Genomic DNA, 23726 nt, shown 5'->3' with positions numbered 1-23726 from the left:
CGCACGGACCGGATCGAATTGGCGTGATGCTCGCGCCTCGAATCGGTACTGTCGTCGTGATTGGCAGGAGCGCCTCGGCCTTGCTGAACAGGGACGAGGGGCAAAATGCCTCGATAGCCTGACCCATCTCGGATGGCGGTGGAGCAATGCGGGTACAGGGGCATCAGATCGACACCCTGGGGACGACGGAGGCCGAGCGCTTCGAGGGGCGTATGGTCCACCACGTCGACACCTTCTTCCGCGGAGCGATCTGGCTGCTCGGCGAGCCTCAGATCCGGGACGCCATCCGCCTCGGCCTCCAGCGCGCTGGCCGGTACGGCATCGAGTTCCAGCGGGATGCGTGTCTGTACATCAGCCTGATGTTCGTCCTCGTCCTGGGTAGCCATTTCGACGAGGACCCGCTCCACCCCTGGGCGCACGAGATCCTCACCGAAGACACCTTCTCCAGCCCGAAGCTCCGCGTGGACACGCTCTACGACCGGGCGATGGTCTACCTGGACCGCGTCCTCGGCAGAAAGAACCAGCACATCATGCGGGCCGCGGCTCGCTTCCTCGCCGAGACCCCCGAGGCCCTGTTCACCCCTCACGGATCGGGAGAGCTTCCCCCGCGGCTCCGCGAGCGCCTACAGCAGGTCTACCCGGAGAAATACGCCGCTCACGGCGAAGCCGAGCTGGACGCCCTGATCGCTGATGGAATCACCAGGGCGAGCAGCATCGGCCTCCAGGACGAGCGGAACATCGTCACGTACGTGTGCGCCATGTTCGTCTTCGGCCACCGCTTCGACGTGGATCCGAAGCTCGCGAACCTCACCCAGGGCCTCCGGGATCCTGCGGCGGACGAGGGCGCGAGGATGGGAGCCCTGTACGAAAGAGCGCGTGATCTCATCGAGAAGGCAACGGTTCGAGCCGCAGCGCAAGGGAGCGACTGATGTGTACGCCGAAGAGTGATCAGCGGGTTCGTGAACCGCAACAGCCAGCGCCGGGGACCGGAGGGCAGAACAACGTCGCCGGCGCGGCCGAGAACATGCCTCCGGAGAACGCCGGCGGGACGGTGAGCCAGTGCCCGACGTGTCCCGACCGGGTGGTGGTCATCGACCCCGGTCATGGCGGCACTGCAACCGTGGGGGGCAGCTCTCCGAACAACGCCACCAGCTCCAGCGGCATCCTGGAGAAAAAGATGACCCTCGAACTCGCGAGGCTCGTGCGCAGCTCATTGCAGAGCGCGGAGATGGTCGCTGCCGCGAAACGCAAAGGGTTCAGCCTCAAGGTGCTGATGACCCGGGATAGCGACGTCAACGTCGGCATCTCCACCAGGGCGAACTTCGCGAAGAACAACCGGGCCGACCTGTTCCTCAGCATCCATTACAACGGCGGCGGCAGGGCGACCCGGGGGACGGAGACCATCATCGGCGGCTGGGACAACGCCAACATGTCGCAGGACCGGATGTTCGCGCAGCGGATCCAGAATGGCGTGCTGAATGCGATCAAGAAGTTCGACTCCGGTGCGACCAGTCGTGGGGTCAAGGTCGACAAGGACATCATCAACGCCAAGGGCAAACCCCTCTCGCTCGGCATCCTCAAGGACGCGCATCTGGGGAAAGCCGTCCGCTCTTGCCTGGTCGAGGTCGAGTTCATCTCCCACCCCAAGGTGGATGCCTTGCTCAATACCGGCGGCAATGCCGCCGCCGTGCGCGCCGAGATCGCCAAGGGGCTTGCGGCGGCGATGATCGACGACCTCCGGTGACCCGGGGCGCCACCATCCGGTTCAGGCCGGCGGAGATCGCGGACGCCGCGGCCCTCGCCCCCCGCCTCATCGAGCAAGACCTCCTGGAAATCGCCGCCGTCTCCGGCGAGACGCCGCTCGTCGTCCTGGAGGAAGGCATCGGCTCCTCCTGGCCCGTCCTCTGCGTCGAAACCCTAGACGGCCTCCCCCTTGCCGTTTTCGGCGTCGTCCCCGCCCGTGAGCCCGGCCCCGAGCGCGCCGGCTCCGTCTGGTTCCTCGCGACGTCGGAACTCTCGCATCACGGCGTCGCCTTCGTGCGCGCCAGCCGCTTCTGGCTCGCCCACCTGCACGAACACTACGACGTCCTCTGGAACTACGCCGACGCCCGGAACCCCGAGCACCTGCGCTGGCTCCAGTGGTGCGGCTTCGCGATCGGCCAGCGCATCGAGAACTACGGCGTCGAGAAGCGGACCTTCATCGAGATCACCAGCCGGATGAAGCCCGCGCCCCGGTAGCTCAATCGACGGGCAGGTTCTTGCGCCACTGCGCCAGCAGCGGCGTCGGATCCATCAGGTCCTTCCGACGCTGATACGGCAGCCCGGCCGGGCTTTTCGCGCTGGCCGCCCCCTTCACCGTCAGCGCCCCCGACGCGGTGCCCTTGTACAGCTCCAGGTGGAGCATGTCGCTCTTCACCGAGATCCCCACCAGGTGTCCGACCCTGGCGATGCGCTGCCCCGCCTTCACCTTGTCGCCCTTGCGCACCGGCGAGTCCTTCTGCACCTCTCCGTAACGCGCCACGAAATCCCCGTGGTTCACCTCGATCGCGTACGTGTTCGCGTAGAAGTAGTACGGCCCCAGGGTCACCTCACCGTTCGCGATCGCGTGGACCCACGTCCCCAGCGGCGCGTAGATGTCGCATCCAGCGTGCGCGCGCCCGTTCCGGCCCGACCCGAACGCCCCGGCCCCCTTGCTCCAGCTCTCGGAGAAGATCCGTGAGAGCGGGAAGAAGCGCCCATCTGCCCCCGTGCTGATCACGGGCGTCTGCGCGGGCGGCACCGCCGTGGAGAACCCCCCACCGGTGCTCTGGGTCGCCTGCTTCGCCGTCAAGAGCCCCCACGTCTTCGTGCCCACGATGCCATCGTCGCGCAGCCCCTGCTTTCGCTGGAACGACTTGACCGCCGACTGCGTCGAGGGGCCGAACCGACCGTCCGGCTTCACCGCGTACCCCCACCGCTGCAGCTCCCGCTGCAGGGCCTTCACCTCGCCATTGAGGAAAGGGGAGACGTCCGGATAACCATCGGTGAGCCTGAGCGTCGTGCGGGTCATTGAGCGGAACTCCTGCGCTGGTCGAGCAGTGTACCGGAGCCCGGACCGGCCCTGGAAGCGCCGTGTAGGGGGAGGTCTCCCTCTTTTCGCGCCACACGGCCATGCTGCCGTCACGCGCCGACCGCGCTGCCATCGCGTGCTGACCGTGCTCCCGTGCGCGTGAAACGGCCGAGTGTCCTCGTGGTGCCGCTGCCGCTGCAGCCTCGTGTCCATCGCCGGAACCGTCGATTTCCTTGGATCGACGCCACCAGGCGGCAAAGGATGCGCACCGATGGACGAACGACCGACACCTCTCCCGCCCGACGTCGCGCCCGAGCCGGCCCTGTCCATCGGGCAGCGTGTCCTCCCGAGCGGCCTGGTCCGCAGGAGCGCATGGCTCCTGCTGAGCGCCGCCCTCGCTCACGCCGCGACCGCTTGCGGTGCGCCCGGCACGACGCTCGGTGGACCCGAGGCCTCTGCGCCCGTGCTGGCGGGCGGAACGACCTCACTGGGCGCGCATCCCACGGACGACGGGAAGACCGACGCGGCCCTCCCGGCGACCGACGACACCGCCGCGATCCCGCTCTGGAAGGACGGCAAGGACCACCCCCGCGGCTACCTGGGCGACGAAGCCCCCGACGGCACCCACTTCTTGCCGCCTCCCCCGGCGCCTGGCTCTCCGGGCGACGCGACGGACCGCGCCATCGAACAGAAGGTCCGAGCCCTCCAGGGCAGCGCCCGGTGGCAATGGGCAGCCCGCGACAATGACCTGGAGACCCCCGTGGCGCCGCGGGCCTTCGAGTGCGCCCTCGGCGTCACCTTCGATCCCGCAACGATGCCGATCCTCACGCGGCTCCTCGCGCGCGTCACCTCCGACGTCGGCGCGGGCGGCGAACGCGCGAAGCAACGGTTCGCGCGAAAGCGACCGTACGCCGTCGCCGAGACCACCACCTGCATCCCACCGGAGGCTCGCCCCCCGAACGCCTCGTACCCCTCGGGTCACGCCGCCACCGGGTGGGCGTGGGCGCTGGTCCTGATGGAACTGGCCCCCGACCGGGCGGAGGCCGTGGCCAGGCGCGGCATTGCCTTCGGTGACAGCCGCGTGGTCTGCGGCATTCACTACGCCAGCGACGTCGACGCAGGGCGCCTCGTGGGCGCGACCGTCATCGCACGTCTCCGCGCCGAACCCGCCTTCGTGCGCGATCTCGCCCGCGCCCGAACCGAACTCGCTGCAGCCCGCACCAGCGCCACGCAGAACGCCGCCTGCGCCGAGGAAGAAGCCGTCCTCGCCAACCGTGGATTCTGAGCCATCACGTCGCGGGCCGGCGCGTCGGCGCGTCGGCGCGTCGGCGCGTCGGCGCGTCAGCGGGCGGCGCTCCTCGGGCACGGCACCGCGTCGAGGCGCTCGCGCACCGAACGTTCCATGTCGGCGAGCGAGGTCGCGACGAGGGCGAGCTCGGTCCCGAGCTGCGCCATATCGGCCTCGGTCTTCGTATGCGCGCAGGTGATGAACATCGCGTTGCCCCAGCGAGACGCGACGTCGGAACCGAGATCGGGCTGGCCGTGCAGCAACGACGGCCTCTCTTCGTCTGGCACCATGCTGCGGACACCGGTCATCAGTCCCTCGGCGAACTCGAGCCGTGTCGCGAGGAGCTGCCCGCTGCTTGCTGCGGCCGCGCAGTGCGTGACGCGCATGCCTTTGCCAGCGGTGGCGTTGCTTGCCAGGGCGACTTCGTCTCGTATCCGGGAGAGCGCTTCGTCGAATTCTTTTCGGATCAACCTGAGTTCGTCGCAGACCACGCTCTCGGCGCGCTCCCGTGCGTTGCTACAGGAAGATGTGAGCATTGCGCTCACGAGCAGCGCGCCGAATGCACGAATTCGCACCATGGCTGAATGATGCCTCCGTTGCGGGTCGGCGCTGCGAGGCTTTCGGAGCGGTGACCTGGCCATTCCCACGGACACGATAACGTAATTTCGGATGGAAGGGCGATCTCGTGGCCTGCCCCCGGTGTGTCGCTCCTGCGCCGACCCCTCAGCGCATCGCCCGCCGCTCGTGGGCCATCGCGAGCCGCAACCCCTCCTGGAGCCTGGCGAACGTCGGCACCCCCTCGAACCCCAGGTCGTGCGCGACCAGGGCCCGCGCCATCTCCGCCGAGATCCCGACGATGATGCAGCGAGACCCCAGCAGCCCGGCCGCGCGCACCGCATTGCGCAGGTAGCCCGCGACCTCCGCGTCCACGAAGGGCACGCCGCTCACGTCGATGATCACGAATTCTGCGCTCGTCTCCACGATCGCGTGGAGCAGCACATCGAGCACCCGGGCCGCGCGCTCGGCGTCGATCCGATCGATGAGGGGCAGCGCCAGCACCCCGTCCCAGATGCGGAGCACCGGCGTCGACAGCGCCGCAATGGCGCGCTGCTGTTCGTGGATGACGGCGAGCTTCTGCGAGAGCTCCGCCGTACGCTCCTCGACGGCCGCCTCGAGCAGCTTCTGCTGCTGGAGCAGCTCCTCTTCGGATTGCTTGAGTTCCCCGATGTCGGCGTGAATCAGCACCACCTCCCGGATGCCGCCCGCCTCGTCCAGGATCGGGTGAATCGTCGTCGTCACCCACCGCGTGGCGCCTTCGTGGAGGATCCCGGTGTCGAGGGGATCGTAGCGAATGGCGGGCAACCGCACCGGCTCCCCCTGTCCGAAGGCACGCTCCACGAACGGCGCCACCCCCCTCGTGGCCAGTGCAGGGTCCTGACGGATGTTGTACGCGCGGACGTCTTCCAGCCGCAGCCGCCAGAGGTGCTCCCAGCCGCGATTCACCTCCAGCGTGCGCCCGTCGGGAGCGAAAATCTGGACGCTCAGCAGATCCGCTGCGCACAGCGCCTGGTAACGCCGCGCGGGGATCTCCAGCTCTGCGACCCGACGTTGCAGGGCGTCGATCTCACGCTTCAGAGCGTCGATGGTGCCTTGGGCTGCATCTTCGTGCTGCAAGGTCGGAAGCTCCCCGGTCGAGCGCGCCCCCCCCGACGAGCGCCCGAGCCTTGCTGAGAACAGGGAGGTGCAACGTCCTTGATATGGGGCTTCGACCGGCCCGCGCAAGCGGAAGCCGCGTCGTGCACGAAGGCCGCGACGAGATGTCGTCGAGCCTGGAGTGCAGGACCACAAAGCAGAAAACCGTGGTGGTCGGAGGCTTGTGTGGGGGGCGGGAAGGACCGTCGTAAGCGGACGCGGACGGGGCGTCCTCACCGGAACGAGCCACGCCTCGTCGAGCCGGCCACGCGGCGCAGGAGGGCTCCCGCGCCGTCGTGGAACGACGCTCGACGAGCGAAGCTGCTCAGTGACCGAGTTCGACGTTCTCGAGCACGCCGAGCGCGTCGGGGATGAGGAGCGCCGCCGAGAAGTACGTGCTGACCAGGTACGACCCGATCGCCTTGTCGTCGACGTCCATCCGCCGCACCGACAGACCCGGCTCCACCTCGTCGGGGATCCCGGTCCGGTGCAGCCCGATCACGCCCTGATCGTCCTGCCCCGTCCGCATCACCAGGATGGAGCTGGTCTGCGTCTCGGAGATGGGGATCTTGTCGCAGGGCAGGATCGGCACCCCGCGCCACGCCAGCACCTTGCTCCCCTGCACCTCGACGCAGGTCGGGTAGAGCCCCCGCCGCGTGCACTGCCGCCCGAAGGCCGCAATCGTCCGCGGGTGAGCCAGGAAGAACCGCGACTTGCGTCGCCGCGAGAGCAGCTCGTCCATGTCATCGGGCGTCGGCGGCCCACTGCGCGTGTTGACCCGCTGCTTCAGGTCGGCGTTGTGCAGAAGGCCGAAGTCGGTGTTGTTGATCAACTCCCACTCCTGCCGCTCTCGCAGCGCCTCGATGGTCAACCGGAGCTGCTGCTGGAGCTGATCCATCGGATCATTGAACAGATCCGACACGCGGCTGTGGACCTTGAGCACGGTCTGCGCCACGTTCAGCTCGTACTCTCGGGGAGACAGCTCGTAGTCGACGTAGGTCCCGGGCAGCTCCGGCTCGCCCGAGTGCCCAGCAGCCAGCTTGATCGCTGCCTGACCCGCCTTGTCCTGCGGCTGCCGCAGCTTGAGCTTGAACTGCTCCACGTGCGCGCTCAGCGCCGGCGACTGCTGGATCAGATCCTCGAAGACCTTCTCCGGCAGCGACAGCACCGTGCACGGCGTGACCGCCTTCACCGAATACGCCCAGAAATCATTCGACTCCACGATCGCCTGGTCACCGAAATGGTCACCGTCGGCGAGCGTGTCGAGCGTGATCTCGGCGCCGTACTCGTTGCTCCCGATCTTCCTCGCCTTGCCGTGAGCGATCAGGAACACGTGCTCTGCGGGTTGCCCCTTGGTGACGATGAAATCACCGGGCTTGTATTCCTTCTGCTCGAACCGGCTGGCCAGTACGTTCAGCACCTCGTCGTCCGAGAAGCCGCGCAGCAGGGGCAGCTCGGACAGCTCCTGCGGCACGACCTGCACCTTCACGCCGATGTTGCTGAAGCTCAGCCGCCCGTCGCCCACCGCATAGCTCATGCGGCGGTTGACGCGGAACGTGCCTGCCGTCACCTCGACCCAGGGGAGCATCCGCAGCAACCACCGCGGCGTGATCCCCAGCATGTGCGGCTCCGACTTCGTCGTCGTCGCCAGTTGCCGAGCCGCGGCCGTGCTCAGGCTCGAATGCAGCCTGTCGAGATCCACGCCGCCAACGGAATTCACTGAATTCGCCATGACGTACCTCTCGCCTTCATTCGCCATCTAGGGCGGGGTGGCGTGATCCCCCTCCGGCCGAACATCGCCGACCGGAAGAGGATCACGACCACACCTGCCGCGGATCGCTCAGTCCCTGGACCGACCGATCTCGACGCTCTCGAGGATGCCCAGTGCGTCCGGCACCAGCACGGCCGTCGAGAAGTAGGTGCTCACCAGGTACTGGATGATCGCCTTCTCGTTGATCCCCATGAACCGCACCGAGAGGCTCGGCTCGATCTCGTCCGGGATCGCGGTCGGGTGCAGGCCGACGACGCCCTGGTTCTTCTCCCCGGTCCGCATCAGCAGGATCGAGCTGGTGCGACCCTCCGAGACGGGGATCTTGTTGCAGGGGAAGATCGGGATGCCGCGCCACGCGGGCACCTGGTTGCCGCCCACGTCGATGCTCGTCGGGTACACCCCACGGCGGCTGCACTCCTGGCCGAACGCGGCGATCGCGCGCGGGTGGGCGAGGAAGAACGAGGGATCCTTCCACACCGTCGCGAGCAGCTCGTCCATGTCGTCCGGCGTGGGGGGGCCGCTGCGGGTGTGGATCCGCTGCTTGAGGTCGGCGTTGTGGAGCAGGCCGAACTCCTCGTTGTTGATCAGCTCGAACTCCTTCTGCTCCTTGAGCGCCTCGACGGTCAGGCGGAGCTGCTGCTCCGTCTGGTTCATCGGCTCGTTGAACAGATCGGCCACGCGCGTGTGGATCTGGAGCACCGTCTGCACGACGCTCAGCTCGTACTCGCGGGGCGACGTCTCGTAGTCCACGTAGGTCGTGGGCAGCACGGGCTCGCCGTGGTGACCCGCGGCCAGCTCGATCGGCGCCTGACCCGTCGTGTCCTGCTTCTTCTTTGCGCGGGCCTTGAAGTCGTCGATGTGCTTCTGCAGGGTCGGGAACGCGGCGACCACCGCCTCGAACGCGCTCTGCTGCATGGTCAGCACCGTGCAGGGCGTCACCGCCTTGACGGTGAACTCCCAGTAGTCCTGCGACTCGAGGATCGCCTCGTAGCTGTAGTGATCGCCATCGGCGAGCACCTCGAGCACCGTCGGCTCGCCGTACTTCCCGGCGCCGATCTTGTTCACCTTGCCGTGGGCGATCAGGTAGATCGCGTCGGCTTCCTTGCCGGCCTCGCTGATGATCTCGCCGGCCTTGTACTCCTTCTGCTCGAAGCGGCCTGCCAGCGCAGTCAGGACATCGTTGTCCTCGAAACCGCGCAGGATCGGCAGCTCGCACAGCTCCTGCGGGATCACCTGCACCTTCGACCCGGTGCTGGTGAACGTCACCCGGCCGTCACCGACCGCATAGCTCAGGCGGCGGTTGACGCGGTACGTACCGGCGGAGACCTGGATCCACGGCAGCAGCTTCAGCAGCCACCGGGACGAGATCCCCTGCATCTGGGGGAGCGACTTCGTGGTCGTCGCGAGCTGCCGTGCGGCTGCCGTCGCGAGGCTCTGCTGCTGCTTCTCAAGATCGAAACCGGACTTCAACGAATTCGACATGACTCACCTATCTCCGCTGGATAGAAGAAACCTCGCCTTCACGACGGACCCGGCGCCCCCCTGCCGGAGCACCCGGGCCCGCCGATCGGGCACCAAACCTACAAACCTCGAGACCTCACGGGCCGACGCCCGAACCTTGCTGCCAGTTGGCGAACAGCGTCGCGATGCGCGCTGCCGACGTGCCCAGCCCCGTGGGGCCACCGGGGATACGCCCCGGCTTCGGCTGCTTGTGCAGCTCGAACTCCTTGTAGCGGTCCACGGCGATGTGCCACCGCATCACGCCCGCCATCCACCGCTGGAGCTTCTCGACGTACGCCGTCACCTGCTCCCGCGCGTCCTTGGACAGCTTGAAATCGTCGAACAGCGCCGGCAGCTCCGTGGCCACCGTGTGCTCGAACTGCTGCATCCGCGCCGTCATCAGATCATTCACGATCCGGCAGGCTTCCTCCTTGCTGACGTCGAGGAACTTCTGCACCACGAGGACGACGTTGTGGATCTCGCCCTCGATCTCGACCTCTTTCTGGTACGAGAACACGTCGTTCGTGAAGCAGGCGTAGTCCGCGGCCGAGTTGTCCAGCCCCTGCATCGGCCTCGTCTTGAAGATCTCCTGCGGCACGTCGTTCGACATCGTCAGCCTGGACAGGCTCATCGTCAGATCGGAGCCGAACGTCTTCCGACGCATCTCGATGTAATCGACCGGATCCGGGATGCGGTTGATCGTCTGGTTCTCCAGCTCCCACACCCAGCTATCGGTCATGTCCTGGATGGCCTTCCGGAACGAATCGCGCGCCCTCGGCGTCACGGCCGCCACCGTCCGTGCCCAGAGATCGGCGATCCCTCGCTCCACCGGGTTGGTCGGCACCGCCGCATTCACGGAGGGGTCGTCCGGCATGAACAGCGCCATCCGCTTCGTGAACAGCTTCGCGCCCGGCACGTCCTTCCGGCTGGTGTAGATCAGCGGGAAGTAGTCATCGGCGTACGTCCCCCAGACCAGCCAGGCCGCCGTCAGATCGAGCTCCTGCGCCGTCGCCTCCGGGTGGATCATCGCCCCGCAGAGCGCCACGTCGGCCACGTCGAACTTGTGGTCGTCCCAGATGTACCCGTTGGGCACCCCGGGGATCACGTCCAGCATCCCCATCCGCCGCGCCCACGCCTTCGACGACTTCCGCGCCGCGTCCAGGTGCGGGCTGACGCTCGTCGTGTAGGGCATGTAGAACTTCGGCAGCTCCAGATGCCCCACGTCCTGGAAGGGCACGTGCGAGAACGTCTTCACCCGCTGGAGCCCCAGCGCCCCGGGCGACAGCTTGATCCGCGCCGCCGACGTCCCGAGCCCCGTCGGCCCGAGCATCCAGTCCCCGATCGACGACGAGGTGTCGGCGTTCCGGTTCATGTACCGGCTCGACCGCATGTGCCACTCGTGCCCCCCGGACTGCCAGTCCTGCAGCCCGCGGATGTACGTCAGCACCTGCGCCCGCTCCAGCGGATCCAGCCCGTACTCCTCGAACAGCCAGGGCAGCTCCGTCAGCGTCGTGTTCTCGAACTGCTGGAGGCGCGACGTCAGGATCTCGTTCGTCAGCTCCGCCGACCGCTGCGTGTCCGTGCCGAGGAACGTCTCCAGCACCAGCACGCAATTGGCCAGCTCGCCCTCGTTCAAGATCTCGCGCTCGTACGAGAACAGATCGTTGCGCAGGTGCACCGCGTCCGAGAACGTGTCCTTCAGGACCTTCATCGGCCGCGTCCGCGCGATCCGGTCCGGGATCTCCACGAACACCGCGTGCTCCACGAGATCTGCCGACCACGGCGCGCCACCCACCTTGCGGCGCATCTCGATGTACTCGATCGGGTTCGAGATCCGCTTCTCGGTGATGTTCGACAGCTCCCAGGTCGACTCCTCGAGCAGGTGCTTCGTGCTCTCGTAGAACCGCCGCCGCCACGCCTCCGACTTCGAGGGGGCCGTCCGGTTCCACAGATCGATGAGCCCGCGCTCCACCGCGTTCGTCGGTTCCGGCGTCGGCCCCAGATCGACCGGCATGAACAGCGGCAGCCGATCCAGGTACGCCTTCGCGCCCGCCTGATCCTTCGTCCGCTTGTAGACCTCGAGGAAGTGGTCGTCGAAGTAGAAGACCCACACGTACCAGTCGGTCACCAGGTCCAGCTCCGGCCCTGGCGCTTCCGGGTGGGTGTACGCGCAGAGCAGCGCGTAATCCATCGCGTCGAACTTCGCCTCGTCCCAGATCGGCGGGTCCGCCTCTTCCTTCGGCGGATCCAGGATCCCCATCTCGCGCGCCCACGCCTTGGAGTGGACCCGCGCCCCCTCCAGGTTGGGGTTCAAGCGCGCCGGCCAGGGGACATAGAAGTCCGGTAGCTCGAAGGGTTGCTTTCCCTTCCCCTCAGCCATGATTGCACCTCACCGTACGGTCAGCCATTTCCGTGGTCACCAGCAGCTCCGCTCGCCGTCGTGGCCCTCCTCGAACGGCGCCGCGTGCACGCCGAGGGGGGATCACGACCTTCGGTGGACCGAGGGCGAGCGGCAGAAAAGCTCAGCCGGTGGGCGCTGCGGAAGCGTGCGCGCTTCCGCAGGTGACCCGGGACCGTCTGGCCTTACTGCTGCAAGCCGATGTTCGCGCCTGTTTCGCATGACGCTTGCAGGCGGACCAACTTCCTGCAGCATTTCGTTCTGTTTCGCAATGAGCAGCTACAAAAACTTGCTCTCGAAGACACGCACGCGTGGTTCAGCGCATCGCGGAAGCTCATCGCAAACGACGCCGTGCGGCGATTGTTCGTGACGGATGACGTGCACGGAGCCACGCTCCGATGCCTCGATGGCGTCGTATCTCGATCGATTGATCCATTGGCTGTCGATCGATTGATCCATTCGGTCTCGATCGATTGAATGATTCGACGTCGCGCGCTCATCCTCTCTGGCCGCGATCGCTTGGTGCCGACCTGAGCGCCGATGTCAGACCGTAGGGGTTCGTCGTCGTCGTTCCGTGCATTCACGAACGTAGGGCGTCACACGGTCTCGGTGGCCTGGCACGGCGTGCGCGGAGCGTCGCAGCGCAGGGCCTGAACCTTCGGCGGAGCGGGGCAGAATTCCCCGACCGGAGCCACGCGCTGACCTCTGTCGAAGCGCCTCGTCGAAGAGGTCGCGCGGAACGGTCAGGGCCCGCAGAGCGTCGGGTCGGGAAGCGGAGGGGCCGGGTACGCCGCCGTCGCCGCCTCTGCGAACTGGCATTGCGTGTCCTCGGGCAAGCACCCCGCTTGCGAGATGCACGCGCCATTCTCGTCCGTCCCGAGACACAGGCATTCTCGATCGCCGGCCGCGCAGATCTCCACGAGCTCCATCATCCCCTCGTCCTCGTGGTTCAGCTTGTGGCAATGCGCCACGAACTGCCCCGTGAACTTGCGGAAATGCATCAGCACGTCGCGCGCCCCGTCCTCGGCCTGAACCCACATCGTGTCACGGAAATGCGCGAAGTTCGGCTCCTTGTTGGACCGGTTCGGGCACACCAGGAACGGGTTGATGTGAATGTGGAACGGGTGCCCGTCGAACGCGCGAATCTGCCAGCGCTCCGACGTGTCCACCGTCATCACCCGGTCACTGCGGTACCCCCAGGACCGCCGCTCGTCGAACCGCCGGCAGTTGATGTTGGGGTCCGGGCAGAGACAAGCCGGCCCCTCCGTGTCGTGCCCGTCGTGCCCGTGCTCCGACGGATCGCAGGAGCTGAGGGACACATCCCCGTGGAGGTTCGGCGGGTCCTCTCCTGGCGTCGGCACCAGCAGCACCACCTTCTGGTGCACCTCCGTCACCGCCTCGCAGCTCACCTCCCTCGTCACCCCGTCCACCTGCCCCGTCCACGTCGTCGGTGGCGCCAGCTTCGCCACGTCGGCCTCCCGCGGCAGGCGCGTCTCCGTCGGCGCCCCCGCCTTCTCGGTCACCTCGATCGACGCGATCACGCTCCCCAGTGGATCCGTCACCCGCCGCGCCACGAGGCACAGCGTCTGCTCCTCCTCGGGCATCTTCACCACCAGGTCGATCCGGTACCCAGGCGACACCCACGCCGTGTCGCTCTCGTAAAACTGCGGCAGCGTGATCCCATCCCGCGCGATCTGCGTCATCGCGATCGGCCTCGGGTCGAACCGCGCGCACCGCGCATCGAGCCCCACGTGCAGCTTGATCCCCAGCTCGTCCGGACTCCCCGCGTAGACCAGGCGCCACCGCTCCACCTGGCCCTTCGCCGTCACCATCCGCGGCGCCAGCTTCCCGTTGATCAGGGTCGCGCGCCGCGCCTCCACGGCCAGGAAGTCCGTCACCGAGAGGTTGTCCTCCGTGCACGCCTCGCCCTCCTTCAGCGGCACCGTGTTCTCATGGTCGATGGCGACCTGCGTCATCACCACCACCCGCTCCCTCGCGCGCGTGAGCTCGGGCATCTCGTCCAGCGCCCCCTCGATGATCAGCGCCCCCGCCGCCCCGTCCATCACCTGGATCGCCGTCGCCCCGTGAATGTGCGGGTGATACCAGTTCGTCCCCTCGTGGTGGGTCCCGTCCTCGTCCAGATCCCACCGATAGCGCGCCATCTCCCCCGGGCCGACCTCGTGCAGCACGTGGTCCCCGTAATAGCGCTGCCCCGACGCACAGCCGCTCCCCTCGCAAGCGTCCCCGGGCACCGGCGTCGCGAGATTGGGCTGCACGTGCAGCCCGTGCCCGTGCAAGTTCGTCAGATTGAAATCGTGGCACGACCGCCGCCCGTGCCCCATCATCCCCGCAATCTCGCGGTAATCACTCTTCGTGAAGTCATTGTGCAGGTCGACCCGCACCCGCCGCGCTTCTCCTCTCGGAATGCGGATCGTCGGCCCATTCAGCCGCCCGTTGTACGTCCGCAAGCAGAACCGCCGCCCACCGATCTCCACCGCACTCGGCCCGTACCGGAGCTGCAACACCCCCTCGCCATCCGGCTGGAGCTCCACGGGATCCTCGTAGGCCGGCGGCTCCTTCGGCCCTCCTGGACCCTCGTCCTCCCCTCCGCATCCTCCGAGCCCAGCGCTGGCCAGCACCACCGCCCCGAGCCCAGCGCCCACCCGCCTCAGCGTCGCGTCCCGTCCCATCGTCCTGCCTCCTCGTCCCGCCCCTCCAGCACGGGACGCTAGCGACGCCCCCTGGAGCGCGATGGCCGAAGACGGACACCCCTGGCTACAATGCGGCCACCCACCGCGCCCGATTGGACCCCCATGGACCTCGAAGAGCTGCGCGCCTTTCTCGCCGTCGTGGAGACCGGCTCCTTCCTCGGCGCCGCGCGCCTCCTCGGCGTCTCCCGCACCACCCTCCGCCGCCACGCCGCCGCCCTCGAAGCCCGCGCCGGCGTCCCCTTGCTCCAGAGCGAGCGCCTCGGCGTGAAACCCACCCAGGCCGGCCAGCTCCTCGCTCGCCAGGGCCGCGCCATGATGCAAGAGGCCAGCGCCCTCCTCGCCTCCATCCGCGACGTCGGCCACGACCCCACCGGCACCCTGCGCATCGTCCTGCCCGTCGGCCTCCCCCCGCACGTGCTCACCCCGCTCTACGCCGCCCTGCGCGCCGCCCATCCCCGGCTCCACGTCCACTGCCGCTTCAGCGACGACCCCTTGAGCGAGCCCCTCCTCGACGTCGACCTTGCCGCCCATTTCGGCGAAGACCCACCCCAAGGCCACTGGATCTCCCACGTCGTCCTGCGCCCGCGCGAGCGCCTCCTCGCGAGCCCTGCCTACCTCGCCCGCCGTGGCACCCCCGCCACCCTCCAGGACCTGCGGCGCCACGACCTCCTCGCCTGGCAAGCCCCTGGCGAGGACGCCTGCACCTGGCGCACCCGGAAGGGCGCAGCGTTCACCGTGGAGCCCACCCTCGTGGCCACCGACATCCACTTCCTGCGCGGCTGCTGCCTCGCTGGCCTGGGCCTCGCCCTGATCCCCGACGCGCTCCTCCCCGACCCGGGCCTCGACACCGACGCCCTCGTCCCGGTGCTCCCCGACCTCATCGGCCAGGAGCGCCCCGTGCGCCTCAGCGCCCCCCGAGCCCTCGCCGAGATCCCGCGGATCAAGCTGGTCCTCGGCCTCGTGCAGCGCTTCCTCGGCACGCTCTGAGTCCCCTCGGTCTTTTCCACCCAGACCACGCGCACCTCGTGCTTCGCGGCCTCCCTCATCGCTCGAAGCCAGTTGTTGCGCTTCGATACCTCAGGCGCTGCGGCGTGCGTCAGCGGTCGTTGGCAGGCATCGCTGGCGATAGGTTGCTGGCATCGCTGGCGATGAGCTGAGGAGGTGCAACGAGCCGACGGAACCGTCTTCTTGCTGGCCTGCTGCCTCCTGGCCTGCGGTGTCCTGGGAGGCTGTGGAATCGAAGCACCCCAGAAGCCGCGCGGGCGTGAGAACGCCGGACCGACGTCGACGGTCCAGAAGCACCCATCCAGCGAAAGCACCTCTGCGGGACGTCGAACCGATGCGGCCGGAGCGGCGCGCACCACCGACGAGCCAGGCCAGGCCGTCGTGGCCACGGACGCGGAGCGCATGGCGGCCTCGAAGGCCTGGCAAGGAGAGCAGCGGCGCGTGCTCCAGGCCTTCTATGCTGGCCTGTCCCGCGCGGAACGCGAGCAAGCCATGCGCGCCGTGTGCCTCTCCGGATGCGACGAGGAGAAGCGCAAGGCGATCCTCGACGCTTCGCCCGCCTCGGAGCGCGCTGCCCTCACCGCCCTCGCGAGCCGCACCCAGGCGGAAGGCAGCCGCACGCGATCGGAAGAGGCCTCCGCAGCGCCTCGGAGGGAAGCTCCCGTAGCGCCCCGGCGTCCTGCCCCCCAGAGCGCCGGCCGCGTGTGCTGTTGTGACGGCACCCTCTCGAAGACCTGCACCACGGTGAAGTCCGGGTGCTGCTCTCGCCACGGCGGCGTATGTCCCTGCCACTGAGATGGGCCTGCCTCGTTTGCCTCGTTCAGGAAGTCTCCTCACCTGGCATGGCCCCATAGATTCCGACCGGAGCAGCCGACGACGACCAATTCCGTCCTCGGTCCCAATTCTTGGCGTCCCGAGGCATACAAGCCGACACCCCAAGCCCTTGGCGCCGACACCTCGAGCCCTCGGCGCCGACCCCGCGAGCCCTCGGCGCCGACCCCCTGAGCCCTTGGCGCCGACCCCGCGAGCCCTCGGCGCCGACCCCCTTCCTGCCATGCCAAGACACCTCCGGGTCCTGGTCGCGACCCCGCGAGCCCTCGGCGCCGACCCCCTGAGCCCTTGTCGCCGACCCCCTCAGTCCTCGGCGCCGACACGCTGAGCCCTCGTCGCCGACCCCCTGACCCCTTGGTGTCGATGCCCTTCCTGGTCTGCCAAGAGACCTCCGGGCCCTGGTCGAGACACCGCAAGCCCTCGGGCACGACCCCCCAAACCCTCGGTGCCGACCCCCCGAGCCCTTTGCGCCGACCCCCTGTCTCATCGGCCCCGAGGCCCTCTGCAGGATGCCGCGACACCCTCGCGGCCTGGTCACGACCCCCTGAGCCCTCGGTGCCGACCCCCCGAGCCCTTGGCCACGACCCCGCAGGCCATCGGCCCCGAGGCCCAGGGGACTCGCTCAAATGTGATTTATTTCACCGATTCAGCCGTGGTTCGAGGCCGCCTCGACCTGCCTCGCCCCGTGGCGTCAACGTGCAGACCCCAGCGCGAGCACGGCGGCTTGACCGCGCTGGAGCGTCTGCGCCCACCGATCCTCTCGGCCCTCGGCGAGGTCGCCTCGGCGGGTCAGCTCGGCGCAGATCGCGGCGGTGAACACATCCCCTGCGCCGGGAGGCCGGAGCGGAGACACGTCCCGCGGCGCGTGCCGCACCTCCCCGAACGGACCCTTGGCCCACGCCTCACCCGAGCGGCGGCTCATCACGAGGACGGCCCGCGCCCGCATCGCCGACCGCACCGTGGCCTCGTCGAGCCGGAGCACCGCGAGATCCTCGGCGCTACAGCGCACCACGTCGGCCTCGGCGAGCAGCGAGCGGATCGCCCGTGGGTCGCGCCCTGTCCAGAGGTGGTAGCGCGCGTTCAGATCGACCAGCACCGGCGTCCCGCGACGGCGCGCGGCCCTCGCCGCCTTGCAGAGCGACGCGCCCTGCGCGATCCCGGGCGACAGACCCGACAGCAGCAGGATCCGCGACGACCACCCGGCGGGCACGGCGAACGCATGGTCCTCCTCGCGCGTGGGCACCCCCTTCGACGCGCTCGGCTCTCCCGTCACCAGCACCAGCCCGAGCCGCTGCGGCACGAGCGACACCCCACCCGTGTCGACGCCGGCCGCCGCGAGCCGATCGCGCACCGTGCGCCCGAAGCTGTCGTCCGTGAGCGTGGTCGCCAGGCCGACGCGGAACCCTTGCTGAGCGAGCGCGAGGGCCGCGTTGGCCGCGCCTCCTCCAGGCCGGAGGCGCAGCGCCGAGGAGCGCATCGAGAAGGCGCCGCGCAAGGCGGTCAGGTTCCACAAAGCCTCCCCCGCACAGATGACGTCGAATAAGCGGGGGGTCGAAGGCTCGGTGAGGCGGTAGGTCGCTGAGCGCATCCGGTCGATGCTACGCGGCCTTCGACCTGGCCGTCATCCGTCGTTTGCAGGTCAGGGCTGCATCGCCCGGGCGAGGGCGGGGCGGGCCATGCAGCGCGAGGCCCAGGCGTCGACGTGGGAGAAGCCGTCGAGGGGGATGTCGAAGCGCGCGAGGAAGGGGACGAAGGAGGCGACGATCAGGTCGGCGAACGAGAACCGGCCGCCGACGAGGTACTCCTTGCCGTCGAGGGCCCGGTCGAGGACGCCGAGCAGGTCGTGGAGGTCGCGCCGGGCTGTCGCCGCGGCCTTCTCGTTGCGCTCTTCCGCTGGGTAGCGGTCGGAGACGTGCCGCAGGTAGCGGGCGCCGGCCTCGCCGAGGGTGGCGGTGTTCCACGCCATCCACTTCAAGACTTCGGCGCGGTTCAGGCCAGGGGCCGGGTAGAGGCCCTTGGTCACCCCGTAGGTCTCGCCGAGGTACACGAGGATGGCCATCGACTCGAAGATGGGCGTGCCGTGGACGATGAGGAGCGGGACCTTGCCGTTCGGGTTGAGGGCCAGAAAATCGGGGCGCCTGTTCTCCCCGGTGGTGAGGTCGACCTTGCGCTTCTCGTACGGAATCTCCAGCTCTTCGAGCGCCCACTGGGCGCGGATGGAGCTGGTCATCGGGGCGTAGTAGAGAACCAGACTCATCGCGTCATCCTCCCGTGTTTTGGGTGCATCCTCACCACGGAGGGCGATGTTGTGCAAGCACAGCGAACGCGCGCCTACTGTAGGAGACGCGCCTCTCGGTGCAGGATCCAGAGGAAAACGGGTCCGCCGAGGAGCGCGGTGACGGCACCGACGGGAGGCTCGGTGCCCAGCCAGCGAAAGAGCAGGCGCGCCGCGAGATCGCAGGTGCAGACGAGCGCCGCGCCGAGCAACAGCGAGAGGGGGAGGAGGAGGCGGTGGTCGGGGCCGACGAGGCGGCGCAGCGCGTGCGGGACGAGGAGGCCGACGAAGCCGATGAGGCCCGTGAGGCTGACGATGGCGCCGACGACGCAGGAGCACGCGAAGAAGACGCGGCGGGTGAGGGCACGGACGTCGAGCCCGAGGGCCTCGGCGCTCTCGTCGCCGAGGGCGAGCAAGTTGAGCCGGGCGGCGTCGCGCAGGAGCATGGCGCTGCCGAGGGCGACGTAGATCGTGACGGCGGCGAGGGCGGTCGGTGAGGGGAGCTCGATGAAGCCCACGAGCCAGCGGAGGAGCTGCTGGGCGCGCGAGGGCGAGACGAGGGTCTTGAGGAAGGTGATGAGCGCCGAGGCGATGGCGTTGACCATGATGCCGGCGAGGAGGATCGAGGTGCCGGCGGCCTGGGCGGGGGCGTCGCGGGCGATGCCGTAGACCAGGAGGGTGGCGGCGAGGCCTCCCGCGAGCGCCGCTGCCGGGAGGAGGGCCGCGCCGAGGGCCGTGGCGGTGCCGAGGCCGAGGGCGATGGCGAGGGTCGCGCCGAGGGCCGCGCCGCCCGAGACGCCGAGCACGTACGGTTCCGCGAGCGGGTTGCGGAGCAGGGCCTGGAAGGCGGTGCCGACGACCGCGAGGCCAGCGCCCGCGATGGCGGCGAGGGCGACGCGCGGGGGGCGGACGTGGACGAGGAGGGTGCGGTCGAGGCCTGGGCCTTCGAGCGCGCGCAAGAGGGAGACGCTCTCGCTGCCGAGCAGGATCGACGCGACGACGCACGCCACGAGGGCGAGGGCGGCGGCGGCGATCCAGGGCGCGGGGGAGCGTTCGGCGCGTGGCGAGCGGTCGGCGCGTGGCGAGAGCTGGGCGGCGCGTGGAGGCGCGGCCAGAGGGGGCGTCACGTCGTCTCGCCGCTCCTCGGTGTGCCGCCGTCCTGCTCGGGGTGAGGCGGGGGAACTTCGCTGCCGTGCCTGCCTTCGCGCGAGGCGATGTTGCGCTCGTAGAGGAGGCGGAGGCCCGTGAGCGTGAGGTCGTCGTCGACCGTCTCGATGCTCTCGGTCTGGGGCGCGATGAGGCGCGCGAGGCCGCCGGTGGCGACGACGCGGCACGGGTACGCGAGTTCGCGGCGGAGGCGAGCGCAGATGCCTTCGACGAGGCCCGCGTAGCCGTAGACGATGCCGGACTGCATGGAGTGCATGGGGTTGCGACCGACGACCTTGGGCGGGAGGGCGATCTCGACGCGGTGGAGGCGGGCGGCGCGCGAGAAGAGGGCCTCGGCGCTGATCTGGATGCCGGGCGCGATGACGCCGCCGAGGTACTCGCCGCGCGGGGTGACGCAGTCGAAGGTGGTGGCCGTGCCGAAGTCGACGACGATGACGCCCGCGCGCGCCCACTCGTACGCGGCGACGGCATTGACGATGCGATCCGCACCGACCTCGCGGGGATTCTCGTAGAGGATCGGCATGCCGGTGCGGATGCCCGGGCCGACGACGAGGGCGTCGCGGTGGAAGGCGCGGCGCACGAGGCCGACCATGGTGTCGGTGAGCGGTGGGACGACGCTGGCGATGATGGCGCTGTCGATGCGCTCGATGTCGACGCCATGGAGCGAGAGCATCTGGCGCACGAGGACGGCGTACTCGTCCGCCGTGCGGGCACGGGCACTCTCGGAGCGGACGTGGTGCTGGAGGGCGTCCCCTTCGAAGACACCGAAGCTGATGTTGGTGTTGCCGACGTCGATGGCGAGCAGCATGGCGGCGGGACTGTACACCAGGCGCGGAAGAGGTCGTGAGGGGTGGAAAAGGTGGGGAGGGAGAGGGAAGGCGAAGGGGGCCGCGCGCGTACCAGGAGAGGTGAAAAAGAAGGGGGAGACGGTAGCGATCGTGGGGGATCACGCCGGGCGCGTGGGTCGAGCGAGGGGCACATTCCGGTGAACGGCCCGATTTTCGCGCGTTACTGGTCGCTGCGGGAGGCCACAGGTAAATACGTGCACCGACGATCTCAGGACTAGGTCCGTGGTGACCTCCTGAGCGACAATGACCATCGGAGGATGGGGTGAATCGAGCCAGCTTGCGGAGTAGGACGGTTGGCGGGGCGCTGGCCGCGCTGTGGTTGACGGCGATGGCGGTGGTCGCGGCAGGCGGCTGTGCCACAGGAACGGAGGGCTTCGGGGAGTCCACGGGGACGAACGGCGGCGATGGAGGCTCGGACGAGCCGACGACCACCAGCACGTCGAGCGCAGGCCTCGGTGGAGCCGGCGGCGCCGGGGGAGACCCGACCACGACGACCTCCAGCGGGATGGGTGGCAGCGGCGCCGGCAACCCCTGCGGGCCGCAGGAGCACCAGTGCGGTGGCATCTGCGTGGGCAACACGCCCCAGACCGGGTGTGCCGGGAGCACGACGTGCAGCCCCTGCGTGGCGCCGAGCAACGGCGTCGCCGTGTGCACGCCCGATGGGCTCTGCGACTTCCAGTGCAACACGCCGTACCAGAAGAACGGCGGTGCATGTCAGTGCACGAATCAGTGCTGTAGCAACAACGATTGCCAGGGGGGGTTGAGCTGCTCGAATGGTGTCTGCGTCTGCCAGGCGCAGTGCTGCAGCGACGCGCAGTGCAGCAATCCAACGACGTCGTGCTCTGGCGGAACTTGCGCTTGTAATGATGCCAAGTGCTTCACGTACTGCCTGAGCCAGAATACGGCTGGAATATGCTTCCCCTTGGTCGGCTGTGTGTGCGGCTGACTCCCGGGGAAGGTGATGGACTGGTTGGCCAGGAGGGGAACATGAGCATGAAATTGCAGAGCGCTTGCTTCGCAGCTGTGGTGGCATTGACCGCATCTCTTGGAGGGGGGCTCGTAGGCTGCGGTTCGGACGACGCGCAGACGACGAGCACCACCACGAGCAGCACGAGCAGCGGCGGTGGTTCGGGTGGTGACGGCGGGTCGACCGTCAGCGCCGGTGGCGCAGGCGGCGTTGGTGGGACTGGCGGCGAGGGGGGACAAGGGGGAAGTGGCGGTAGCGCCATGGCCTGCGAGCCGCTTCCGGAGCCGTGTAGCACCTGCCTCTACAACGAGTGTCAGGAGCGGTATTGCGATTGCTATGGTAACTCCGCATGCTCCGCACTGCTGTTCACCTGTCTCTCTCAATGTGCGAGCGGTGATCAGGCATGCGTGCAGACCTGCGCGACGCAACACCCCAACGGTGTGTCCGACGCTGCGCTTCTCGGCGCCTGTTCGGATCAGGCGTGCTCGAACGTCTGTCCCACCGCCGGGATCGTGGTGAATGGATGCACGGAGTGTCTGTTCACGGAATGCCCGACCCAGATGAACGCCTGCTTCGCCGAGCCGGCGTGCGCAGCGGCGGTCGAGTGCGTTCAGATGTGTCCGCCTAACAATTTCAACTGCATCAGTACCTGTGTCGGCGGCAATCAGAATGCGCAGACCGTACTCTCCTGCGCAGTACAGAACTGCTCGGGGCAGTGCCAGTAGCTCAGCGCAGAGCAAGGGGGGGCTCACATCATCGCTATCGCCACCGAACGGGCGCCGCCGTCGCTCGAGACACGAGGGTTCCGTCTCCCAGCTGTGCATGATCATTCGCCCCCCAGCACAGGACACGGCCCTCTGCAGTCAATGCACATGAGAACCGCTCTCCGAGCGCGAGGCGCGACACCGAGGGGAGCGACAGTCGCACCGGAAGCAGCGTGTCGAAAGCGTCGTTCGATCCCATCTGCTTGAAAGCATTGCTACCCCACAGGTAGACATCTCCAGCGATGACTGCTGCTGTGTGCGAAGCGCCAGCGCGCAACGTCTGTGAAGCAAAGAGATTGAGAGACTGGGGAGAGTTGTAGTTCGTCCGTGAACCCAGACCGAGCTGGCCGTTTGCGTTGTTCCCCCAGCAAGAGACCCCGCTGCTGCTCCGAGCGCAGGTGTGGGTGAGTCCGCAAGACACTTCGGCGAAGTTGGACCCATGCCCGACCGAGGTCGGCGTGGTTGCATGGGTGGGCCCTCCAGCTCCGAGCCCCAAGGAGCCGTAGAAATCGAGACCCCAGCATTTCAACGTCCTGTCCACCATGACAGCACATGCGTGAAATGACGCTACGGAGACCTGATCCACTGACTCGGCAATGAGCGTCGGCGCGGCCGGAGTGGTGTCCCCCTCGATCAGGCCAGTGCTCCTTGGTCCCCAGCAGTAAAGCTGGTTTTGCGCGTTGATGGCACATGTGTTGTCCGTCCCAGCAGCGATCTCCCTTATCCCGTTGACGTTGGGGATCTGCGCACCTTCATGAGGTCCGGTGTCACCCAAGCCGAGCTGACCAAGCTGATTCGTTCCCCAGCACCGGACAGTGCCATCGGCAAGTAGAGCGCAGAAATGTGCTCTCAGACCATGGGGGCCCGTGAACACCGTTCCACCCACCGCGACCTGCAATGCAGGAAGCGGTAGCTCGATTCGCTCTGGAAGAGGAACGGTACGGCTCCCTCCCTCTGCGTTCGGAAGCAGCCCCCAGCACCAGACATCCCCCGCTTCCATCAGTGCACATGCGCTGGCGGAAGAGGCGCTCGTCGCAATATCGACAGGGGCGTTGCAAACTCCATCCACACAATGCGCTGCGCAGGGGGATCGGCAGCTGCCACAGTGCTCTGGGTCTTCAGTGATTGCAGTTTCGCACCCTGGCGAGTCGCTGCAGTCTGCGAAGCCAGGAGCGCATGTGTACTCACATGTCCCGTCATCACAGACAGCCTGTCCATGCAGCCCGCTGGGACAGTCTTCGTCGATGTGACACCTGCCGTCAGTGTCACTGACCGTGTCGGTGCTCTTTCCGGCATCTTCGAAGTCATCGAGTCCGAGAAGCAGCCCACAGCCAGGAGCGGTGAGCATCCAGAGCAGGAACAGTCGTGTCGGAGTCGATGGCTTCATTGGTTGCTCGAATTCAGGCATTCGTGCGTCTGGGATTGCTCATCATCCGGTCCTCGCTACGAAATGCAACGCC

Annotated in this window: 19 protein-coding genes; 7 read left to right on the top strand and 12 right to left on the bottom strand. The window is 68.1% G+C overall.

All coding sequences use genetic code 11. From position 1 onward, the window contains the following. Positions 1 to 146 precede the first annotated feature (146 nt). The 3 genes from CMC5_RS33485 to CMC5_RS33475 are packed head-to-tail and all read left to right on the top strand — an operon-like array spanning position 147 to position 2238. Positions 147 to 929: a hypothetical protein gene (locus CMC5_RS33485; RefSeq protein ID WP_050434207.1), complete on the top strand. Its 783-nt coding sequence runs from the start codon at positions 147 to 149 to the stop codon at positions 927 to 929. Further along, positions 929 to 1744: an N-acetylmuramoyl-L-alanine amidase gene (locus tag CMC5_RS33480; protein ID WP_050434206.1), complete on the top strand. Its 816-nt coding sequence runs from the start codon at positions 929 to 931 to the stop codon at positions 1742 to 1744. The genes CMC5_RS33485 and CMC5_RS33480 overlap by 1 nt, the downstream gene beginning before the upstream one ends. Further along, on the top strand, positions 1741 to 2238 hold the full coding sequence (locus tag CMC5_RS33475; RefSeq protein WP_050434205.1) for a hypothetical protein: 498 nt from the start codon (positions 1741 to 1743) through the stop codon (positions 2236 to 2238). Before CMC5_RS33480 ends, CMC5_RS33475 begins: the two co-directional genes overlap by 4 nt. Before the next feature lies 1 nt (position 2239). Here CMC5_RS33475 and CMC5_RS33470 read toward each other — a convergent pair whose 3' ends face one another. After that, positions 2240 to 3049: a peptidoglycan-binding protein gene (locus tag CMC5_RS33470; protein WP_050434204.1), complete on the bottom strand. Its 810-nt coding sequence runs from the start codon at positions 3047 to 3049 to the stop codon at positions 2240 to 2242. A 271-nt stretch (positions 3050 to 3320) separates the two neighbouring features. Here CMC5_RS33470 and CMC5_RS33465 point away from each other — a divergent pair, with 271 nt between their 5' ends. Further along, positions 3321 to 4334, top strand: coding sequence for an acid phosphatase (locus tag CMC5_RS33465; RefSeq protein WP_050434203.1), 1014 nt, complete (start codon positions 3321 to 3323; stop codon positions 4332 to 4334). A gap of 56 nt (positions 4335 to 4390) precedes the next feature. On the opposite strand, the gene CMC5_RS33460 is transcribed toward CMC5_RS33465, so the two are convergent. The 6 genes from CMC5_RS33460 to CMC5_RS33430 all read right to left on the bottom strand — a co-directional run bounded on the left by CMC5_RS33460 (position 4391) and on the right by CMC5_RS33430 (position 14388). Further along, on the bottom strand, positions 4391 to 4807 hold the full coding sequence (locus tag CMC5_RS33460; RefSeq protein WP_169796735.1) for a hypothetical protein: 417 nt from the start codon (positions 4805 to 4807) through the stop codon (positions 4391 to 4393). 253 nt (positions 4808 to 5060) lie between these two features. Continuing rightward, on the bottom strand, positions 5061 to 6011 hold the full coding sequence (locus tag CMC5_RS33455) for an STAS domain-containing protein (protein WP_050434201.1): 951 nt from the start codon (positions 6009 to 6011) through the stop codon (positions 5061 to 5063). Positions 6012 to 6354: 343 nt separating this feature from the next. Continuing rightward, on the bottom strand, positions 6355 to 7761 hold the full coding sequence (locus tag CMC5_RS33450) for a family 2B encapsulin nanocompartment shell protein (protein WP_050436281.1): 1407 nt from the start codon (positions 7759 to 7761) through the stop codon (positions 6355 to 6357). Between the two features lie 108 nt (positions 7762 to 7869). Next, on the bottom strand, positions 7870 to 9282 hold the full coding sequence (locus CMC5_RS33445) for a family 2B encapsulin nanocompartment shell protein (protein ID WP_050434200.1): 1413 nt from the start codon (positions 9280 to 9282) through the stop codon (positions 7870 to 7872). A 115-nt stretch (positions 9283 to 9397) separates the two neighbouring features. After that, complete coding sequence (locus tag CMC5_RS33440) at positions 9398 to 11680, bottom strand: family 2 encapsulin nanocompartment cargo protein terpene cyclase (protein WP_050434199.1); 2283 nt, start codon at positions 11678 to 11680, stop codon at positions 9398 to 9400. Between the two features lie 761 nt (positions 11681 to 12441). Then, a complete protein-coding gene (locus CMC5_RS33430) occupies positions 12442 to 14388 on the bottom strand; it encodes a multicopper oxidase family protein (protein WP_050434197.1) in 1947 nt (648 codons plus the stop codon). 123 nt (positions 14389 to 14511) lie between these two features. Between CMC5_RS33430 and CMC5_RS33425 the strand changes: the two genes are divergently transcribed. Then, a complete protein-coding gene (locus CMC5_RS33425; protein WP_050434196.1) occupies positions 14512 to 15396 on the top strand; it encodes a LysR family transcriptional regulator in 885 nt (294 codons plus the stop codon). Positions 15397 to 15570: 174 nt separating this feature from the next. Then, a complete protein-coding gene (locus CMC5_RS33420) occupies positions 15571 to 16209 on the top strand; it encodes a hypothetical protein (protein ID WP_050434195.1) in 639 nt (212 codons plus the stop codon). Positions 16210 to 16936: 727 nt separating this feature from the next. Here CMC5_RS33420 and CMC5_RS33415 read toward each other — a convergent pair. The 4 genes from CMC5_RS33415 to CMC5_RS33400 form a co-directional block, all read right to left on the bottom strand. Beyond that, entirely contained in the window at positions 16937 to 17833 is an 897-nt protein-coding gene (locus tag CMC5_RS33415; RefSeq protein ID WP_050434194.1) for a PfkB family carbohydrate kinase, read from the bottom strand. Between the two features lie 51 nt (positions 17834 to 17884). After that, positions 17885 to 18502 carry a glutathione S-transferase family protein gene (locus tag CMC5_RS33410; RefSeq protein ID WP_050434193.1) on the bottom strand — a complete coding sequence of 206 codons (618 nt, stop codon included), beginning with the start codon at positions 18500 to 18502 and terminating at the stop codon, positions 17885 to 17887. 74 nt (positions 18503 to 18576) lie between these two features. Continuing rightward, complete coding sequence (locus CMC5_RS33405; protein WP_245677964.1) at positions 18577 to 19647, bottom strand: FecCD family ABC transporter permease; 1071 nt, start codon at positions 19645 to 19647, stop codon at positions 18577 to 18579. After that, positions 19644 to 20495 (bottom strand): type III pantothenate kinase, encoded by an 852-nt coding sequence (locus CMC5_RS33400; protein ID WP_082363022.1) that lies wholly within the window; start codon positions 20493 to 20495, stop codon positions 19644 to 19646. Before CMC5_RS33400 ends, CMC5_RS33405 begins: the two co-directional genes overlap by 4 nt. Positions 20496 to 21522: 1027 nt before the next feature. Between CMC5_RS33400 and CMC5_RS45285 the strand changes: the two genes are divergently transcribed. Continuing rightward, a complete protein-coding gene (locus CMC5_RS45285; RefSeq protein WP_156339054.1) occupies positions 21523 to 22227 on the top strand; it encodes a lipocalin/fatty-acid binding family protein in 705 nt (234 codons plus the stop codon). A gap of 34 nt (positions 22228 to 22261) precedes the next feature. On the opposite strand, the gene CMC5_RS49290 is transcribed toward CMC5_RS45285, so the two are convergent. Further along, entirely contained in the window at positions 22262 to 23614 is a 1353-nt protein-coding gene (locus tag CMC5_RS49290; protein WP_483772909.1) for an RCC1 domain-containing protein, read from the bottom strand. Positions 23615 to 23726 lie beyond the last annotated feature (112 nt).

The sequence above is a fragment of the Chondromyces crocatus genome, assembly GCF_001189295.1.
GTDB lineage: Bacteria > Myxococcota_A > Polyangia > Polyangiales > Polyangiaceae > Chondromyces > Chondromyces crocatus.
The sequence above is the reverse complement of the archived record's forward strand: the minus strand, read 5'-3'. Positions and strand labels throughout refer to the sequence as shown.